A 17,985-nucleotide genomic window follows, 5' to 3' on the forward strand; every position below is an offset into this window, starting at 1 on the left:
TCTCAGGCGATCGAGGCCGGGCCGGCGCCGGCGAGGAAGCGCTCGTACCCGCTGTTCTCCAGCTGCTCCGCGAGCTCGGGGCCGCCCTCCTCGACGATCCTGCCGCCGACGAAGACGTGCACGAAGTCCGGCTTGATGTACCGCAGGATGCGCGTGAAGTGCGTGATCAGCAGCAGCCCGGTGTTGCCCTGCTCGCGCACCCGGTTGACGCCGTCGCTGACGATGCGCATCGCGTCGATGTCGAGGCCGGAGTCGGTCTCGTCGAGCACGGCGATCTTCGGCTTGAGCAGCTCCAGCTGCATGATCTCGCCGCGCTTGCGCTCGCCGCCGGAGAAGCCCTCGTTGACGTTGCGCTGGGCGAAGGCCGGGTCCATCTGCAGCTTCTCCATGGCCCCGCGCAGCTCGCCGGCCCAGGTGCGCAGCTTCGGCGCCTCGCCGTCGATGGCGGTCTTGGCGGTGCGCAGGAAGTTCGCCATGGAGACGCCGGGGACCTCCACCGGATACTGCATCGCCAGGAACAGCCCGGCGCGGGCCCGCTCGTCGACGGTCATCGCGAGCACGTCCTGGCCGTCGAGCGACACGGCGCCGCCGGTGACCTCGTAGCGCGGGTGGCCCGCGATCGCGTAGGCCAGCGTGGACTTGCCGGAGCCGTTGGGGCCCATGATGGCGTGGGTCTCCCCCGCCCGGACCGTCAGGTCGACGCCGGCGAGGATCGGCTTGAGCTCACCGTCGGGCAGCTTGACCGAGACCTGCAGGTTGCTGATCGAAAGCTCGCTCACTTCAAGACTCCGTTGCTCGGGTTCAGGTCGATGTAGACGTCGCCGTCGCGAACCTCGACCGGGTAGACCGGGACCGGCTCGGTGGCGGGCAGCCCGGTGGGGGCGCCGGTTCGCAGGTCGAAGCGCGAGCCGTGGAGCCAGCACTCCAGGGTGCAGCCCTCGACCTCGCCCTCGCTCAGCGCGACCGCCGCGTGCGAGCACTCGTCGTAGGCGGCGTAGAAGTTGTCGTCGTCGGCGTGCACGAGCGCGATCTCGGTCCCCTCGACCGTGACCTGCACGACCTCGCCCTTGGCCACCTCGGCCGCGGAGCAAACACGGATCACGAGCCGGCCTCTTCCAGCCGCGCGTCGATCGCGGCGCCGAGACGGTCGCGGAGGTCCTCGACCGGGATCTTGCCGAGCAGCTCGTGGAAGAAGCCGCGCACGACCAGCTTGCGGGCCTGCTCGTCCGTGATGCCCCGGGACATCAGGTAGAACAGCTGCTCGTCGTCGAAGCGGCCGGTGGTGCTGGCGTGCCCGGCCCCCGCGACCTCACCGGTCTCGATCTCCAGGTTGGGCACCGAGTCGGCCCGGGCGCCGTCGGTCAGCACGAGGTTGCGATTGATCTCGTACGTGTCCGTGCCCGTCGCCTCCGCACGGATCAGCACGTCGCCGACCCACACCGTGTGCGCGTCGGCGCCCTGCAGCGCGCCGCGGTAGGCGACGTAGCTGCGGCAGTCGGGCACCGAGTGGTCGACCAGGAGGCGGTGCTCGAAGTGCTGGCCGGCGTCGGCGAAGTACAGGCCGTAGGCGTCGATCTCGCCGCCCCGCCCGGTGTAGTCGACGCTGGTGTACTGCCGCACGAGGTCGCCCCCGAGCGTCACCTGCACGTGGGTGACCCGCGCGTCGCGGCCGAGCCGGAAGCGCACGTGCTGCGCCTGCACCGCGTCCGCGGCCCAGTCGGTGACGGTGACGAAGGTCAGCTTGGCGCCGTCGGCGACGAGCACCTCGACGTTGTCGGCGAGCGTGACCGAGCCGGTCTGCTCGAGCACGACCACGGCCTCGGCGAACCGGCCCACCTCGACGATGGTGTGGCCCGCCGCCGGCTCCGTCGTCGCGCCCACGAGACGCACGACCGCGGCGCTGTCCAGCACGGCGTCGGGCTCGACGGCGATCAGCAGGGCCTCGGTCGCACCCCCCGCGGCCAGCGCGCTGATGCGGTCGAACGGCGTCAGGGCCGAGCCGACCCGCGGGTCGCTGCGGTCGATGGTCGACACCGTCGCGCCGGACGGCAGCTCGCCGACCTCGACCTTGGGCGCCGGGGCGCCCGAGAACACGGCGCTGTCCAGGCCGCGGAGGCGCTTGAGCGGCGTGAAGCGCCACTCCTCCTCGCGGCCGGTGAGCGCCGGGAAGTCGCCGGCGTCGAACGAGCGGACCTGCTGGGCCCTGGTCTTCGGGGGAACGAGAACGGGTGCGCTCATCCGACCGCGCCCTCCATCTGCAGCTCGATGAGCCGGTTGAGCTCCAACGCGTACTCCATGGGCAGTTCCTTGGCGATCGGCTCGATGAAGCCGCGCACGATCATCGCCATGGCCTCGTCCTCGGTGAGGCCGCGCGACATGAGGTAGAAGAGCTGGTCGTCGCTGATCTTCGACACCGTCGCCTCGTGCCCCATCGAGACGTCGTCCTCGCGGATGTCGACGTAGGGGTAGGTGTCCGAGCGCGAGATCGTGTCGACGAGCAGGGCGTCGCACTTGACCGTCGACTTCGAGTGGTGCGAGCCCTCGAGCACCTGCACGAGGCCGCGGTAGGAGGTCCGGCCGCCGCCGCGGGCGATCGACTTGGAGATGATGCTCGAGGAGGTGTGCGGGGCGGCGTGCACCATCTTCGCGCCGGCGTCCTGGTGCTGGCCCTCGCCGGCCATCGCGACGCTGAGGACCTCGCCCTTCGCGTGCTCGCCGGTCATGAACACGGCCGGGTACTTCATCGTGACCTTGGAGCCGAGGTTGCCGTCGATCCACTCCATGGTGGCGCCCTCGTGGCAGACCGCCCGCTTGGTGACCAGGTTGTAGACGTTGGTCGACCAGTTCTGGATGGTGGTGTACCGGCAGCGCGCGTTCTTCTTCACGACGATCTCGACGACCGCGGAGTGCAGCGAGTCCGACGAGTAGATCGGCGCGGTGCAGCCCTCGACGTAGTGCACGTAGGCGCCCTCGTCGACGATGATCAGGGTCCGCTCGAACTGGCCCATGTTCTCGGTGTTGATCCGGAAGTACGCCTGCAGCGGGATCTCCACGTGCACGCCCTTCGGCACGTAGATGAAGCTGCCGCCGGACCAGACCGACGTGTTGAGCGCGGCGAACTTGTTGTCCCCGACGGGGATGACGGTGCCGAAGTACTCCTTGAAGAGATCCTCGTGCTCGCGCAGCGCCGTGTCGGTGTCGAGGAAGACGACGCCCTGCTCCTCGAGGTCCTCGCGGATCTTGTGGTAGACGACCTCGGACTCGTACTGCGCCGCGACGCCCGCGATCAGCCGCTGCTTCTCGGCCTCGGGGATGCCCAGCTTGTCGTACGTGTTCTTGATGTCCTCGGGCAGCTCGTCCCAGCTCGCCGCCTGCTTCTCGGTCGAGCGGACGAAGTACTTGATGTTGTCGAAGTCGATGTGCGACAGGTCCGCGCCCCACGCCGGCATCGGCTTGCGGTCGAACAGGCGCAGGCCCTTGAGGCGAAGGTCGAGCATCCACTGGGGCTCGTGCTTCTTCGCCGAGATGTCGCGCACGACGTCCTCGTTGAGACCGCGGCGCGCCGAGGCCCCCGCGGTGTCGGAGTCGGCCCAGCCGTACTCGTACCGGCCGAGACCGGCCAGCTGATCGGCAGTCGTCATCTCACGATCCTTTGCCTATCGGGACGGGCTCCGGGTTGGACCGGGGCCGGTATGTGGGTGGTGCAGACACCGTCGCCGTTGGCGATGGTGGCGAGCCGCTGGACGTGCGTGCCGACGAGGCGCGAGATCACCTGGGTCTCGGCCTCGCACAGCTGGGAGAATTCCGCGGCGACATGGGCCACCGGGCAGTGGTGCTGACACAGCTGCCCGCCGGTGGCGATGGTCGTCGCGCCCGCAGCGTAACCCTCCGCGGTCAGGGCGCGCGCGAGGGCCTCGGCCCGTGCGAGCGGGTCCTCGCCGGCCTCGGCCATGGCCGCCCGGCAGCGCTCCTCGAGCCCCGCGACCTGGGCGGCGGCGAACGCGGAGACCTCGCCCGGCCCGCCGTGCTCGGCGATCCAGCGCAGCGCCGCGGCGGCGAGCCCGTCGTAGGTGTGCGGCAGCGTCTCCCGCGCGGCCGCGGTCAGCGTGAACACGCGCGCCGGCCGGCCCCGCCCGCGCGGCCCGCGCTCGGGCCGCTCGCGGCACTCGACGAGCCCCTCGGCGTGCATGGCGTCGAGGTGACGGCGCACGCCGGCGGGGCTCAGCCCGAGGGCGAGCCCGAGTTCCGTCGCGGTGGCCGAGCCCTCCTGCAGCAGCAGCTCCGTGACGCGGTCACGGGTGCGCCCGTCGAGCGCAGCGACCACTTCCGCGTTTTTCACAACACCAACGTTACGTAAATCGCGGGAGCCGGGCAAACCACCGCCCGGGTGATCCACCGCACGGAAGGTAACCCTAACCAAACCTGGCCGGCCCCCAGGCCGCAACCTGCCAGCCGGAGCGATATGTAGCCTGGCGTAGTATCGCCGGCGTGAGTTGGCTCGGAGAGTGGCTGGACCGGCCCGAGACGCTGCGCCGGGCGGCGCTGGCGCTGCTCGCGGCCAACATCGGCATCGTGTGCACGGGCGGGCTCGTGCGCCTCACCGGCTCCGGGCTCGGGTGCCCGACGTGGCCCCGGTGCACCGACGACTCCTACGTGACGACCGCCGAGATGGGGTACCACGGGGTCATCGAGTTCGGCAACCGGACGCTCACGGGCGTACTCAGCGTGTTCGCGCTCGTCGCCATCGCGGCCGCCTGGCGGCAGCGGCGTCACTCGAAAGCGGCCCTGCGCGCCACCGTCTGGGTGCTCGCGGGCATCGCGTTCCAGGGCGTCCTCGGCGGCATCACGGTGCGGCTGGCGCTCAACCCGTGGTCGGTGGCGGTGCACTTCCTGGCCTCGATCGCGCTCATCGCGCTCGTCTTCGTGCTGTGGGACCGCACCCGCGGGGAGCCGCCGCGCTGGACGGCGCCGCGGGCCATGCGCACCGCCGGCATCTTCGTGACGGTCGTCTCCGCGGTCGTCCTCGTCCTGGGCACGATCGTCACCGGCAGCGGCCCGCACTCGGGCGACACCAAGGCCACCCGCACCGGCTTCGACCCCGAGGCCATGTCCCAGCTGCACACCGACGCCGTGATGGTGCTCGTCGGGCTCTCCGTGGCCATGTGGTTCGGCCTGCGCGCGCTCGGGGCGCCGCTGCGGGTCACCCGGGCCGCGGCGATCCTGGTCGCCGTCGAGCTGGCGCAGGGCGTGGTGGGCTTCGTGCAGTACTTCACCGGCCTGCCCTGGCCCGTGGTCATCCTGCACATGCTGGGCGCCTGCCTGGTGTGGACGGCGACGCTCAACCTCCTGGCCCGGGTGACGGCGCGACCGGCTCAGGCGGCGCCGGGCGGCGCGGACCGCGACCACTCGCTGGCCAGCACGGCGTAGCGCAGGTCGTCGGTCCACTCCCCCTTCCACCACTGGCTCTGCACCTCCAGCCCCTCGCGGCGGAACCCGAGCCGCTCCAGCAGCCGCGCCGAGCGCTCGTTGCGCGCGTCGACCGAGGCGTGCACCCGGTGCAGCCCCTCCTCGGCGAGCAGGTGGTGCACGACGCGGCCGGCGGCCTCGGCGGCGTAGCCGTGCCCCTGGTACCCCGGGGCGAGGGTGAAGCCGATCTCCGCCTGCCGGCCCTCGTCGTGCCGGTTGGCCCCGACGTCGCCGATCAGCGCGCCGGTCTCGCGCAGCTCCACGGCGTACTGGAACCAGCCCTCGGCGCGCGGATCGCGCCCGTCCAGCCCGGCGACGAACGCGAGCGCGGACTCGATCGGGAAGGGCGCGTCCCAGCCCTGGTACCGCGCCACCCGCGGATCGGAGCGGTAAGCGGACAGCCCGGGGGCGTCAGCGACGCGAAACGGCCGCAGCAAGAGGCGCTCGGTCAGCAGCACCCTGCGACTGTACGGCCCGGGCCCCGGCCAGCAGCGCCAGCGCCCCCGCGACCATCAGCCGCACCAGGAACACGTGCACGTTGCCGGCGTAGTAGTGCCGATCGCCCAGCGCGCACGTGAGCGCCACCCCCGCGGCCAGCGCCGCGGCCGTCACGCCCCAGAAGCGGGTCATCCGGACCGGCACGGCGGGCGGCTCCCCGTGCCACTCGCGCAGCTTGCGGCGCATCCCGACGTACACGACGAAGGCCGGCAGCAGGACGACACCCGCGGCGTCGCTGGCCTCGCGGATCGGCCACCAGGCGGCGACCGGTCCCGGGTGCGTCACCAGGTCCCACAGCAGGTGGCTGATCGCACCGAGCAGGGCCGAGTACGCGGTGATCCACCACCGGGGCCGGACGGTCCCCAGCACGCCGAAGTCGCGCACGTGGAACCAGGGCGGCAGGTGCGCGGCGACGGCCGGGGCGCCCCAGCGGCACAGCTGGGCGACCGCGACCGCCGTGGGCAGGCTCCACCACAGCAGCGCCGGGATCGTGTGGCTCGGGATGAGGATGCCGGGGCCGTCGAGGGCGTACGCGAAGTCGGGCGCGCACGCGCCGGTCGCGAGCGCCACCCCGTCGAACCAGCGGGGGCGCCACAGCTTCAGCGGCAGGACGGCGAGCGGATGGGTCGGCAGCGTCGAAGGCACGGGCCGATGCTGCCCCGAACCGGCGGCTCCAGTGGCCGCCTCCACGGGATCACCACGAATCCCTCACCTGGTCGCGCGGTTCACGCAGAACTCGTTGCCCTCGGGGTCGCCGAGCACCGCCCAGCCCGCGTCCGGGCCGTCGCGGTGGTCGGCGAGCATGGTCGCGCCGAGGGCGAGCAGCCGGTCCACCTCCTCGTCGCGGGAGCGGTCGCCGGGCTGCAGGCACACGTGCACGCGGTTCTTGACCGTCTTGGTCTCGGGGACGGCCTGGAAGTACAGCCGAGGGCCGTCCGGCGGCTCGATGCACGACCTCCGCGTCGCGGCGTGCTGCACACTTATAATCCCTTTTAATCCTCCCCACTCCTACCTCACCTCTCTCATCTCCTCCCTTACCCCTTTATCCCCCTCCTAATCTTACATTCCCTCTCCCCAACATACCACCCCCACCAATCCCCTAATACAAACCACATCCAAAAAACAAATTATCCTTTCCATCTTTTATATTCAACAACAACATCCATTTTTCCCCACTTCCCTCTACCTCCCATTCCTAACCACCATCCGTATTATTTAATCCTTACACCTAACCTTCTTCCTAATCTCATCATTCCTCTACCTCATCATCTATCATTCCTCCATTACTTTACACTTCTTCTTCTTATTCCCACTAACTCTTCTACCACCATCTCTATACCTATCCACACCATTACAATTTCCTATATTACGTATTTCAACCACTCAACTCCATCACTCACCCCCCTTCCCTCTTGCTCCTAACCGGTGGCGTTCTTTCTATCACTTCATTCTGTCACTCCCTAATCTATTACCGGCCGGGATTCACCGACTTCCTGTAACCGGGGTCACGGCGCCGGCGGCGACGACGCCCCGGCGCCGTGCCGCCGACCCGATGCGTGCCCCACCCGCCCCGGCAAGGTTCACGCAACGTTGCCGGACGAGCACGTACGGCTCGATACCATGGTGTGCCGTCGTACACACAGCGGGGAACCCATGGGACCGACTTCGAGCCTCTTCGGCGAGGTGCTGGCCCGCGGCGAGGTCGCCGCGGCGGTCGGCGACGACGCCTGGCTGACCGCGATGCTGCAGGTCGAGGCCGCGCTGGCCGAGGTGCAGGCGTTCAGCGGCCTGCTGGAGCAGGCCGCCGCGGACGCGATCGGGGCCGCGTGCGCCCGCCCCGAGGCGTTCGACGCGGCGGCGATCGGCCGGGCCGCGGCCGGGAGCGGCGATCCGGTCGAACCGCTGGTGGAGGCCCTGCGCCGCGCCGTGCCCGAGCACGCCGCGGCCGTGCACCGGGGCTCGACGAGCCAGGACGTCATCGACACCGCGGGCATGCTGGTCGCCGCCCGCGCGCTGCGGCCGCTGCTGGCCGACCTCGGGGCCTGCGCCGAGCTCACCGCGCGGCTGGCCCGGGAGCACCGGGACACGGCCATGGCGGGCCGGACGCTCCTGCGCCCGGCCGCCGCGACCACCTTCGGGCTCAAGGCGGCCGGCTGGCTCGGCGGCCTCGACGCCGCCCGCCGCCGCCTGGACCAGGTGCGGGCCGACCGGCTGGCCGTGCAGTTCGGCGGCGCCGCGGGCACCCTGGCCCCCTTCGGCGACGCCGGCCCGGACGTGCTGGAGGGCCTGGCCACGGTGCTGGGCCTGCGCGAGCCCGCCCTGCCCTGGCACACCGAGCGGACCCGCATCGCCGACCTGGCCGGCGCCCTGGGCTCCGCGGCCGGCGCGGTGGCCAAGGTCGCCCGCGACCTGACGCTGCTCGCCCAGCACGAGGTCGACGAGGTCTCCGCCTCCCCACCGGGCGGCTCCCCGGCCGGGCCGCACCGGCGCGACCCGATCGCCGCGGTGTGCGCCCTGGGCTGCGCCGCGTCGGCGCCGGGCCTGGTCGCGAACCTGCTGGCCGCGATGGCCCACGAGCACGAGGGGGCGGCCGGCGCCTGGCACGCGGAGTGGCGCCCGCTGCGCGAGCTCCTCGTGGCGACCGGCTCGGCCGCGTCGTGGCTGCGGGCGGCCCTGGAGCGGCTGCTGGTGCACCCCGACGTCATGCGCGACAACCTGAGCCGCAGCGGCATCACCGGGGACCTGCACGCGGTGGGGCCGCTCATCGACCGGGCGCTGGACGCCTTCGGCACGAAGCGGTGACCGGCGCCCGCCGCGGGCCCGTGGTCACGCCAGCAGCTTGACGAGCAGCGGAGCGAGGGCGGCCGGCTCGACGCCGTGGGTCTGGCCGTCCAGCACCTCGAACCGCGCGCCCGGGATCGCGGCCGCGGTCGAGCGCGCCGCCTCCCGCAGGAACGCGGGGCTGGCGCCGCCCGCGATCAGGGTCACCGGGACCGTGATCGCGGCGGCGACCTCGGGCCGCAGGTGCCCGGGCCGCAGCACGGCGTCGTCGTACGCGAGCGTCGGGGCGATGCCCTCCAGCACGGCGAACCCGGGCGAGGCGCGGAAGGCGGCGATGGCCTCGGGCGGCATCCCGACCCGCGACTGGAACAGCGCGACGGCGTCGCCGCGGCGGCCCTCGGCCAGCAGGCCGGTCAGCGCCTCGGTGTAGGCGGGGTCGGTGCCGGCGAACGGCGGCTCGTACACCGCCAGCGCGGCGATGCCCGAGCCCTGCGCGGCGGCCGCGAGCCCGATCGCCCCGCCCGAGGACATGGTGTAGACGCTCGCCGTGCCGCCCGCGGCCGCCACGACCGCCTGGAGGTCCTCGATCTCGCGCTGCACCGCGTAGGGCTGGGTGTCGCCGCTCTCGCCGCGGCCGCGGCGGTCGTAGCAGTACACCGTGCGATGGTCCTGGAGGGCGGCGGCGAGGGGGCGCATCGGACCGGCGGCGCGGAAGCAGCAGGCGCCGTCGACCAGCACCAGGGCCGGGCCGGAGCCGGTGGACTCGTAGCCGATCGGCGTGCCGTCGGCGGAGGTGACGGTGGGCATCGGGGCTCCTAGAGGGTGGAAAGGTAGGCGTCGAAGCGGTCGAGGCTCGTGGCGAAGCCGGCCCGCGCCCGGGCGCTCAGGTAGGCCTCGGGGACGTTGGTCTGACGCGTCGTCACCTCGGTGCGCCCGTCGCCGAGATCGACGAAGGTGACCTCGGTACGCATCCCGCCCTCGACCTCCGGCTCGATCCAGACGAGCCGGTGCGGGCGGTCGATCTCGGCGTAGACGGCCCGCATGGTGTACGCCGAGCCGTCCGCGCCCACCATCGTCGTCTCGAACCGGCCGCCGGGCCGCAGTTCGACCACGATCCCGTCGAGCGGGGTCGTGGTGCCGGCCGGGCCCCAGAAGTGCGTGAGGTGCTCGGGCCGGGTCATGCAGTCGAACAGCAGCTCCGGCGAGGCGCGGTGGACCCGGCTGAAGGTCAGCTCGCTCACAGCCGCTCCAGGTACTCGCCGAGCCGGTCGTGGCGGCCCGCCCAGAGGGCCCGGTGCCGCTCGATCCAGCCGCCCGCCTCGGTCAGCCGCTCGCCCTCCAGCGCGCAGGGCCGGGCCTGGGCGCTGCGGGTGCGCGAGATGAGCCGGGCCTTCTCCAGCACCTTGAGATGCTTCGAGACCGCCTGCTGGGTCATCGCGAAGGGCTCGGCGAGCTGCTGGACCGTCGCCTCGCCCTCGGCGAGCCGCTCCAGGATGGCCCGGCGCGTCGGATCGGCCAGGGCCGCGAAGACGAGGCTCAGCTCGTCGGTGACCACCATGCCCCGACGGTACCGACAACTCGGTGGTTTAACAACCGAATGGTTGTCATTGCAGGCTGTGCGTCGTCCGCTCGGACGCGGCCAGGGCGGCGAACGCCTCCGGGCCCGCGTTGGCGGCGATGACCACGGACGCGCCGGCCGACAGCGGGGCGAGCAGCCACTTGAGCGGGTGCTCCTGGGTGGCCGCGTTCACCAGCAGCCGGTCGCCGGCCCGCAGCCCGATCCGCTCGGCCAGCTCGGCGGCGATCGCGCCGAACGAGCCGTAGGTGGTGCCGTCGGGCGTGACGGCGTCGCTCGCTCGCGTGCGCCCGGGCGCGGGCACGTGCGGGGAGAACTCGTCGATGGCGGCCTCGAGGTCGCGGTAGCCCTCGGGCGCCTCCTCGGCGAACAGGGAGAACCGGTGCTTGGCGTCGGGGATGCGCTCCAGCCAGGAGCCGATCCGGCCGGCGGCGACGAAGAGCACGTCGTACGGCAGGTCCGCGCCGGGCTCGAGCACGTCGAGCCCGGCGGTCGCGGTGTCCTGCAGCGACAGCCGCAGCCCGGCCGACCAGGCGCCCATGAGCACCGCGGCGGTGAGCCAGTGCGGCGGGAGCAGCACCGCGGCCCGGCCGCCCTCGTCGATCCCGCAGCCCTCGCGCAGCAGGCCGGCGACCTGGGCCGCGCAGCCGCCGAGCTCGGACGCGCTGAGTTCGACGTGCTCGCCGGTGGCGGCGTCGTGGAAGGTGAGGAGGGTCGGCTCGGTCAGCTCCGGCGCGCGGTGGGTGCCCATGCCCTACAGCATGACGGTCGCGCTGCTGCGGGCCACCTCCGGCTCGACCGGGGGCAGCGTCTCGTACTTCTTGAGCACGGCGTGGATGACGAAGACGTAGGGCACCTTCGAGCTCAGCCCGGTGACGGTCGCGCTGACCCGGCTGCAGCCCTTGCCCGCGGGCACCGTCTGCCAGGTCCAGGTCGGCTGCGGGCCCATGTAGAGGTCCTGGGACACGGCGGCGAGGCGGTACTCGACCAGCGCCGGGTCGCCGATGTTCCACCAGCTCACGACGGCCGAGGTGGTGCCGGGGGCCACGTCGGCGCCGTTGACGACGCCCTGGCGGTAGGCGCCGGTGCAGTCGGTGGGGCTGTAGCTCGGGGTGGCGGTGAGCGGCGTGCGGGACGGCAACGGGGACATGGACGCGATCGGGCCCCGCACCGGGGCGCCCGTGGTGAGGCCGGCGGACGGGTCGACCGCGTCGCCGCGCAGGTACACCGTCTTCTCCGGCAGGTTCACGGCCTTTCCCGAGCCCTTGCCGCCGCCGGTCGAGCCGCCGGTGCCGGCGCCGCCGAGGCCGGGCAGCATGCTGCACCCCGCCACCCCGGTGACCAGGGTCGCGAGGAGGGCCAGGCCCGCGCCGACGCGCCGCTTCACCCCGGTCACATCGGCACGGGCGGCACCTACCTGAGCGCCAACCGGCGCTCGACGGCCGCGGCGAAGCGCTCCGCCGAGCCCTCCGCGTGACTGAAGAACAGCGACGGCTCCGCCAGCTCGACCTCGATGACCACCGGGCCGTCCGGGGAGGGCAGCAGATCCACGCGGGCGTACAGCAGCTCCCCGGCCGGCACCGGCAGCGCGGCGAGCACGCGGGCGGCGAGCGCGCGCTCCTCGTCCGACGGGGTGCGCGGGGAGATGTTCTCGTTCTGGTACAGCAGGTCGCCCTCGACGTACGGGCCGGTGAGGATCGCGCCCTTGCGGATCGCGTGGCTGAACGCGCCGTCGAAGTGCAGCAGCGCCGTCTCCCCCGCGGTGTCCACGGCGTCGAGGTACGGCTGGATCATCACGAGCCGCCCGGCCTCCTGCAGCCGGCGCACCTGCTCGGCGGCGAGCGCGGCCTGGGAGCCGAGGTCGTACCGCCCGGTGTCGATGCTCCCGGCGCTCACCGCGGGCTTGACCACGATCTCGCCGGTGCCCTCCGGCACGAAGGCGTCGCCGGGCTCGACCCAGGTGGTCGGGACGATCGGGATGCCGGCCTCGGCGAGCTCGCGCAGGTACCGCTTGTCGGTGTTCCACTCGATCACCGACGCCGGGTTGGCCAGCCGCGGCACCGAGCGGGCCCAGGCGACGAACTCGGCCCGGCGCTTGGCGTAGTCCCACGTGTTGCGCACGACCGCGAGGTCGTAGGCGGCCCAGTCGGCCCCGGCGGCGTCCCACGGCACCGGCTCGGCCGCGATGCCCCGCGCGGCGAGGGCCGGGATCAGCGCCCGGTCGTCCTCGTCGAGGTCCGGCAGGTCGGTGCAGGTAACGAGAGCGACCCGGGCGGCGGCCCGGGTCGCGTTGACAAGGGAACGATCATGATTCACGCAGGCGAAGATACCCGCGGCGGGCGGGTTCGGGGTGTCCTAGCGCGACAGCGTGCGGCGCCCCATCGAGCGCCAGAGGTCGTTGCTCGGCCGCATGTGCTCGAGGAGCTCGCGCTCCCAGGCGTTCTCGATCGTGACGCCGGCCTGGGCGCAGGCGGAACGCGCGATGTCCGTGCCCTCGGCCATCTGGTCGCCCCAGACGCCGTCCTCCCCGACGAGCACGATGCGGGCACCGCGCCGGCCGACGTACTCGATGACTGCCTTCGCGCCGCCATGGTCGTCCGCGAAGGACTTGAGGCCCGCGATCAGCCCGCCCGGAACCGGACGGTTGAGGGTCATCGTCGTATCGGAACCATCTGCCATGACGGCCACACTAGAGGGACGGCGGGCCACGTGCGGGTGAAGTCGGCGCCGGTTGTGATCGTTCTTACCAACAGGTTTACGCCACACGTCGGGCGTTTAGCGCGGCAATGTCCGTAAATATCGGGATTTTCTTCAGGTGTTTCCGGCGCGTAAAGCGAGACATGTGTCACGTGCGGTCCGCGCCTGAGAGGACGTGCCAAAAAATCGGGCGTTTCCGGCTTAACTTTCGCTTAGGCGCCCAAATGGCCGGGAGTTCCGGCCACTTCTGTTTGCCGTCCTGCTGACGCGCCCGCTACCGGCTCGTCCCGCTCCGCTACTGGATCAGAGCGTCGACGGCGACGGCGACGAACAGCAGCGTCAGGTAGGTCACGGACCAGTGGAACAGCCGCATCGGCTTGAGCGGCTCCTCGCGCCGGGCGCGGCCGTGCAGGCGGTGCGCCTCGACGAGCAGCAGCGCGCCGGTGACGACCGCGACGACGCCGTAGAGGGGCGTCATCCCCATCGGCCAGAGCGCGACCGAGGCGCCGACGGTCAGCCAGCTGTAGATCACCGTCTCCAGCCCCACGCGGCGCAGGCTGCGCACGACGGGGAGCATCGGGATGCCGGCCCGGGCGTAGTCGTCCTTGAACTTGATCGCCAGCGCGTAGAAGTGCGGCGGCTGCCACAGGAACACGACCGCGAAGAGCACCCACGCCGTCCAGGACAGCCCGCCGGTGACCGCCGCCCAGCCGATGAGCACCGGCGCCGCGCCGCAGGCGCCGCCCCAGACGGTGTTCTGCGGCGTGGTCCGCTTGAGCCACATCGTGTAGACGAGGTCGTAGTAGGCGATCGCGCCGACGGTCAGCAGCGTGGCGAGCAGGTTGGTGAAGGCGGCCATGAGCACCGTCGACACCACGGCGAGCGTGAGGCCGAAGATCAGCGCGCTGCGCGGGGAGACGGTGTGCGTGGCCAGCGGGCGCCGCGACGTGCGCTTCATGAGCTGGTCGATGTCGCGGTCGATGTAGCAGTTCAGCGCGTTGGCGGCGCCGGCCGCGAGCGAGCCGCCGACGAGCACGACGAGAACGAGCCACAGCGAGGGCAGGCCCTTGTCCGCGAGGAACATCACCGGGACGGTCGTGATGAGCAGCAGCTCGATGATGCGCGGCTTGGTCAGCGAGACGTAGGCCTTGACGATCGCACCGAGACCCGCGCGTCGCCGGGTCTCCTCCTGGCGCTGGGCCAGGGCGAGGGCACCCGCCGTGGTCGGACGGACCGGGGCGGACGTGAGCTGGTCAGCGACACCGCGGTCGACGAGTTGCGTCACGTCTGGTTTGCCACCTTCCCGGGGCGAGGCCATGCGGCGGAGCGGGGAATCCCGCCGAGACCAGCGGGCTTCCGCATCGTAGAACAGGATCGTGGCTGCTCGGACGGCGACCCCGGGGGACCGTGACCGGCACCGGTGAGCGGAGAGTCCGGGCCTGTCCGATTTCGCTGACAGCTGAACCGATCCAGGTCTGAGCCATCGGGGCTCATCGGCGCCCTGGGGGCGGATGCGGGCATCGACTACCGTTGCCGCAGGCAGTGTCGCCGATGTCCGAAACATGGTCGACTGCGCGTGGGGTTACCCGATCGTGGGTAGGGTCGACTTGATAACCCCCTCAAAGTCTTTCGAGGAACTACGCAAACCTCGCCGTTCGACAGGAGCAGCACCGCCGTGAGCGTTGAAGAGGTCAAGGGTCCCGAGCTGTCCTGGTCCGACGTCGACCGGCGCGCCGTCGACACGGTCCGGGTGCTGGCGATGGACGCCGTCGAGAAGGCCGGCAACGGCCACCCCGGCACCGCGATGAGCCTGGCCCCGGCCGCCTACCTTCTGTTCCAGAAGGTGATGAAGCACGACCCGACCGACCCGAACTGGCTCGGGCGCGACCGTTTCGTGCTCTCCTGCGGCCACTCGAGCCTGACGCTGTACATCCAGCTGTACCTGGCCGGCTACGGGCTGAGCATCGACGACCTGAAGTCGCTGCGCCAGTGGGGCTCGCTGACCCCGGGCCACCCCGAGCACGGCCACACCGCCGGCGTCGAGACCACCACCGGCCCGCTGGGCCAGGGCATCGGCAACGCGGTCGGCTTCGCCATGGCCGCCCGCCGCGAGCGCGGCCTGTTCGACCCGGAGCCGGCCACCGGGGAGAGCCTGTTCGACCACGACGTCTACGTGCTGTGCTCCGACGGCGACATCGAGGAGGGCATCAGCCACGAGGTCAGCGCGCTCGCCGCGCACCAGAAGCTGGGCAACCTGACGGTCATCTACGACGACAACGAGATCTCGATCGAGGACGACACCCGGGTCGCCAAGAGCGAGGACGTGGCCAAGCGCTACGAGGCCTACGGCTTCGACGTGCACGTCGTGGACTGGCGCAAGGGCCACGACGCCGGCGACGGGGTCTACAAGGAGGACGTCCACGCGCTGTGGGACGCGATCCAGGCCGGCAAGGCGGTGACCGACAAGCCGACGTTCATCGCGCTGCGCACCATCATCGGCTGGCCGGCCCCGAAGAAGCAGAACACCGGCAAGATCCACGGCTCGGCCCTGGGCGCCGACGAGGTCAGGGCCACCAAGGAGGTCCTCGGCTTCGACGCGACGCTGTCGTTCGAGGTCGCCGACGAGGTCCTCGCGCACACCCGCGGCGCGATCGAGCGGGGCAAGGCGCTGCACGCGAAGTGGGACGACGCCTTCGCCCAGTGGCGCGAGGGCGCCGGCGAGCGCGCCGCGCTGCTGGACCGGCTGCTGTCCGGCGCGCTGCCGGCCGGCTGGGAGAAGTCGCTGCCGGAGTTCCCGGCCAGCGAGAAGGGCGTGGCCACGCGCAAGGCGTCCGGCGACACCCTCGGCGCGCTGGCCGCGGTGCTGCCGGAGCTGTGGGGCGGCTCGGCCGACCTCGCGGAGAGCAACAACACGACGATGGAGGGCGAGCCCTCGTTCCTGCCGTCGGAATACGCCACGAAGGCGTTCCCCGGCGACGAGTACGGCCGGACCCTGCACTTCGGCATCCGCGAGCACGGCATGGGCGCGATCCTCAACGGCATCAAGCTGCACGGCCCGACCCGCCCCTACGGCGGCACGTTCCTCGTCTTCTCCGACTACATGCGCCCCGCGGTGCGCCTGGCCGCGCTCATGCACCAGCCGGTCATCTACGTGTGGACGCACGACTCGATCGGCCTCGGCGAGGACGGCCCGACGCACCAGCCGATCGAGCACCTGTCGGCGCTGCGCGCGATCCCCAACCTCGCGGTGGTCCGCCCCGGCGACGCCAACGAGACCGCGCAGGCCTGGAAGGTGGCGCTGGAGCGCAAGGACCAGCCGGTGGCGCTCGCGCTCACCCGGCAGAACCTGCCCACCCTGGACCGCACGGTCTACGCCCCGGCGGAGAACGTGGCCAAGGGCGGCTACATCCTGAAGGACGCCTCCGACGGCCAGCCCAAGGTGATCATCATCGCCACCGGCTCCGAGGTGCAGCTCGCGGTTCAGGCCCAGGAGCGCCTGGAGGCCGAGGGCACCCCGACCCGGGTCGTGTCGATGCCGTGCCAGGAGTGGTTCGAGGAGCAGGACGCGGCCTACCGCCAGCAGGTCATCCCGACCGGCGTGAAGGCCCGCGTGACGGTCGAGGCCGGCATCGCGATGTCGTGGCGGGGAATCCTCGGCGACTGCGGCGTCCCGGTGAGCATCGAGCACTACGGCGCCAGCGCGCCCTACACCGTGCTGTTCGAGCAGTTCGGCTTCACCGCCGACAAGGTCGTGGCGGCCGCGCACGCCTCCCTCGCCAAGGTCGGCGAGATCACCGGCAGCACCACCGGCAACTGAAGCACCTAAGGAGAACGCGATGAGTTCCGATCGGCTGGCCGAGCTCGCCGCCGCTGGTGTGGCGATCTGGCTCGACGACCTCTCCCGTCAGCGGCTGACCAGTGGCGGGCTGGACAAGCTCCGCCGCGAGCAGCACGTCGTCGGCGTGACCACCAACCCTACGATCTTCGCCAAGGCCGTCACCTCCGCCGAGGACTACGCCGAGCAGGTCAAGGACCTGGCGCTGCGCGAGACCTCGGTGCCCGAGGCGATGCGTTCGATCATGGCGCACGACGTGCGCTGGGCCTGTGACGTGCTCAAGCCGGCGGCCGACGCCAGCCGGGGCGTCGACGGCCGCGTCTCGATCGAGGTCGACCCGGCGCTCGCCGCCGAGACCGCCCGCACCCTCGCCGAGGCGAAGGAGCTGTGGTGGCTGGTCGACCGCGACAACCTGTTCATCAAGATCCCGGCGACCAAGGAGGGCCTGCCGGCGATCACCGCCACGCTGGCCCAGGGCATCAGCGTGAACGTGACGCTGATCTTCTCGCTGGAGCGGTACGAGGCCGTGATCAACGCCTTCTTCGCGGGTCTGGAGCAGGCCAAGGAGAACGGCCACGACCTGTCCAAGATCGGCTCGGTGGCGTCGTTCTTCGTGTCGCGGGTCGACACCGAATACGACAAGCGCCTCGACAAGATCGGCACCGACGAGGCCAAGGCGCTCAAGGGCAAGGCGGCCATCGCCAACGCCAAGCTCGCCTACCAGCTCTACGAGCAGCAGTTCTCCTCGGAGCGCTGGCAGGCCCTGGCCAACGCGGGCGGGCAGCCCCAGCGGCCGCTGTGGGCCTCGACCTCGACCAAGAACCCGGAGTACCGCGACGTCATCTACGTCGAGGAGCTCGTCGCCCCGGGCACGGTCAACACCATGCCGGAGCCGGTGATCCACGCCTTCGCCGACCACGGTGAGGTGCGCCTCGACGCCGTGACCGGCGGCTACGCCGAGGCGCAGCAGGTCATGGACTCGCTGGCCGCGCTGGGCATCGACTACAACGACGTCGTCGACGTCCTCGAGCGCGAGGGCGTCGAGAAGTTCGGCGTCAGCGGCAAGGAAATGATCGAGACGGTGCAGAAGGCGCTGGACTCCGCGTCCTGACGTTCGCGCGTTCTGTCGTTC

The 17,985-nt window shown here is 71.6% G+C and carries 19 protein-coding genes and 1 pseudogene; 4 read left to right on the plus strand and 16 right to left on the minus strand.

Features of this window, described 5'->3' with window-relative positions; genetic code table 11:
- Positions 1 to 2: 2 nt before the first annotated feature.
- Genes sufC through AC6JBM_RS34280 form a run of 5 tightly spaced genes read right to left on the minus strand, consistent with a single transcriptional unit; the run spans position 3 to position 4,339 of the window.
- A complete protein-coding gene (sufC, locus tag AC6JBM_RS34260; RefSeq protein ID WP_497978125.1) occupies positions 3 to 779 on the minus strand; it encodes a Fe-S cluster assembly ATPase SufC in 777 nt (258 codons plus the stop codon).
- Positions 776 to 1,102, minus strand: coding sequence for a non-heme iron oxygenase ferredoxin subunit (locus AC6JBM_RS34265; RefSeq protein WP_350615231.1), 327 nt, complete (start codon positions 1,100 to 1,102; stop codon positions 776 to 778). The genes sufC and AC6JBM_RS34265 overlap by 4 nt, the downstream gene beginning before the upstream one ends.
- Positions 1,099 to 2,238 carry a Fe-S cluster assembly protein SufD gene (sufD, locus tag AC6JBM_RS34270; protein WP_497978126.1) on the minus strand — a complete coding sequence of 380 codons (1,140 nt, stop codon included), beginning with the start codon at positions 2,236 to 2,238 and terminating at the stop codon, positions 1,099 to 1,101. The genes AC6JBM_RS34265 and sufD overlap by 4 nt, the downstream gene beginning before the upstream one ends.
- The gene (gene sufB / locus AC6JBM_RS34275; protein ID WP_350615227.1) at positions 2,235 to 3,641 is read right to left on the minus strand and encodes a Fe-S cluster assembly protein SufB; all 1,407 of its coding nucleotides are present in this window, start codon (positions 3,639 to 3,641) and stop codon (positions 2,235 to 2,237) included. Before sufB ends, sufD begins: the two co-directional genes overlap by 4 nt.
- Complete coding sequence (locus tag AC6JBM_RS34280; protein ID WP_497978127.1) at positions 3,638 to 4,339, minus strand: helix-turn-helix transcriptional regulator; 702 nt, start codon at positions 4,337 to 4,339, stop codon at positions 3,638 to 3,640. Before AC6JBM_RS34280 ends, sufB begins: the two co-directional genes overlap by 4 nt.
- 149 nt (positions 4,340 to 4,488) lie before the next feature.
- On the opposite strand from AC6JBM_RS34280, the gene AC6JBM_RS34285 reads away from it, so the two are divergent.
- Entirely contained in the window at positions 4,489 to 5,427 is a 939-nt protein-coding gene (locus tag AC6JBM_RS34285; RefSeq protein ID WP_497978128.1) for a COX15/CtaA family protein, read from the plus strand.
- Here the strand turns inward: AC6JBM_RS34285 and AC6JBM_RS34290 are convergent.
- The 3 genes and pseudogenes from AC6JBM_RS34290 to AC6JBM_RS34300 all read right to left on the minus strand — a co-directional run.
- A complete protein-coding gene (locus AC6JBM_RS34290) occupies positions 5,373 to 5,924 on the minus strand; it encodes a GNAT family N-acetyltransferase (RefSeq protein WP_497978129.1) in 552 nt (183 codons plus the stop codon). The genes AC6JBM_RS34285 and AC6JBM_RS34290 overlap by 55 nt on opposite strands.
- Entirely contained in the window at positions 5,878 to 6,609 is a 732-nt protein-coding gene (locus AC6JBM_RS34295) for a DUF4184 family protein (protein WP_497978130.1), read from the minus strand. Before AC6JBM_RS34295 ends, AC6JBM_RS34290 begins: the two co-directional genes overlap by 47 nt.
- A 63-nt stretch (positions 6,610 to 6,672) precedes the next feature.
- Positions 6,673 to 6,906 (minus strand): annotated as a pseudogene (locus AC6JBM_RS34300) (VOC family protein); the annotation flags it as partial.
- Positions 6,907 to 7,617: 711 nt separating this feature from the next.
- Here AC6JBM_RS34300 and AC6JBM_RS34305 point away from each other — a divergent pair.
- On the plus strand, positions 7,618 to 8,766 hold the full coding sequence (locus tag AC6JBM_RS34305) for a lyase family protein (protein ID WP_497978131.1): 1,149 nt from the start codon (positions 7,618 to 7,620) through the stop codon (positions 8,764 to 8,766).
- 24 nt (positions 8,767 to 8,790) lie between these two features.
- Here the strand turns inward: AC6JBM_RS34305 and AC6JBM_RS34310 are convergent, their stop codons facing one another.
- The 8 genes from AC6JBM_RS34310 to AC6JBM_RS34345 form a co-directional block, all read right to left on the minus strand.
- On the minus strand, positions 8,791 to 9,552 hold the full coding sequence (locus tag AC6JBM_RS34310) for an alpha/beta fold hydrolase (protein ID WP_497978132.1): 762 nt from the start codon (positions 9,550 to 9,552) through the stop codon (positions 8,791 to 8,793).
- An 8-nt stretch (positions 9,553 to 9,560) separates the two neighbouring features.
- Positions 9,561 to 9,986, minus strand: coding sequence for an SRPBCC family protein (locus AC6JBM_RS34315; RefSeq protein ID WP_497978133.1), 426 nt, complete (start codon positions 9,984 to 9,986; stop codon positions 9,561 to 9,563).
- Positions 9,983 to 10,303: an ArsR/SmtB family transcription factor gene (locus tag AC6JBM_RS34320; RefSeq protein ID WP_497978134.1), complete on the minus strand. Its 321-nt coding sequence runs from the start codon at positions 10,301 to 10,303 to the stop codon at positions 9,983 to 9,985. Before AC6JBM_RS34320 ends, AC6JBM_RS34315 begins: the two co-directional genes overlap by 4 nt.
- A 46-nt stretch (positions 10,304 to 10,349) precedes the next feature.
- On the minus strand, positions 10,350 to 11,072 hold the full coding sequence (locus tag AC6JBM_RS34325; protein WP_497978135.1) for a TIGR03089 family protein: 723 nt from the start codon (positions 11,070 to 11,072) through the stop codon (positions 10,350 to 10,352).
- A 3-nt stretch (positions 11,073 to 11,075) separates the two neighbouring features.
- Positions 11,076 to 11,708, minus strand: a complete 633-nt coding sequence (locus AC6JBM_RS34330; protein ID WP_497978136.1) for a hypothetical protein — start codon at positions 11,706 to 11,708, stop codon at positions 11,076 to 11,078.
- 26 nt (positions 11,709 to 11,734) lie between these two features.
- Entirely contained in the window at positions 11,735 to 12,637 is a 903-nt protein-coding gene (locus AC6JBM_RS34335; RefSeq protein WP_497978137.1) for an ATP-grasp domain-containing protein, read from the minus strand.
- A 39-nt stretch (positions 12,638 to 12,676) separates the two neighbouring features.
- Positions 12,677 to 13,000: a hypothetical protein gene (locus AC6JBM_RS34340; RefSeq protein ID WP_350615209.1), complete on the minus strand. Its 324-nt coding sequence runs from the start codon at positions 12,998 to 13,000 to the stop codon at positions 12,677 to 12,679.
- A gap of 313 nt (positions 13,001 to 13,313) precedes the next feature.
- A complete protein-coding gene (locus AC6JBM_RS34345) occupies positions 13,314 to 14,303 on the minus strand; it encodes a heme o synthase (RefSeq protein ID WP_497978138.1) in 990 nt (329 codons plus the stop codon).
- Positions 14,304 to 14,693: 390 nt separating this feature from the next.
- Here AC6JBM_RS34345 and tkt point away from each other — a divergent pair, with 390 nt between their 5' ends.
- Together tkt and tal are read left to right on the plus strand one after the other, a co-directional pair.
- Complete coding sequence (gene tkt / locus AC6JBM_RS34350; protein ID WP_497978139.1) at positions 14,694 to 16,835, plus strand: transketolase; 2,142 nt, start codon at positions 14,694 to 14,696, stop codon at positions 16,833 to 16,835.
- 19 nt (positions 16,836 to 16,854) lie between these two features.
- Positions 16,855 to 17,964, plus strand: a complete 1,110-nt coding sequence (gene tal / locus AC6JBM_RS34355; RefSeq protein ID WP_497978140.1) for a transaldolase — start codon at positions 16,855 to 16,857, stop codon at positions 17,962 to 17,964.
- Positions 17,965 to 17,985: the final 21 nt, after the last annotated feature.

The sequence above is a fragment of the Dactylosporangium thailandense genome (assembly GCF_059739745.1).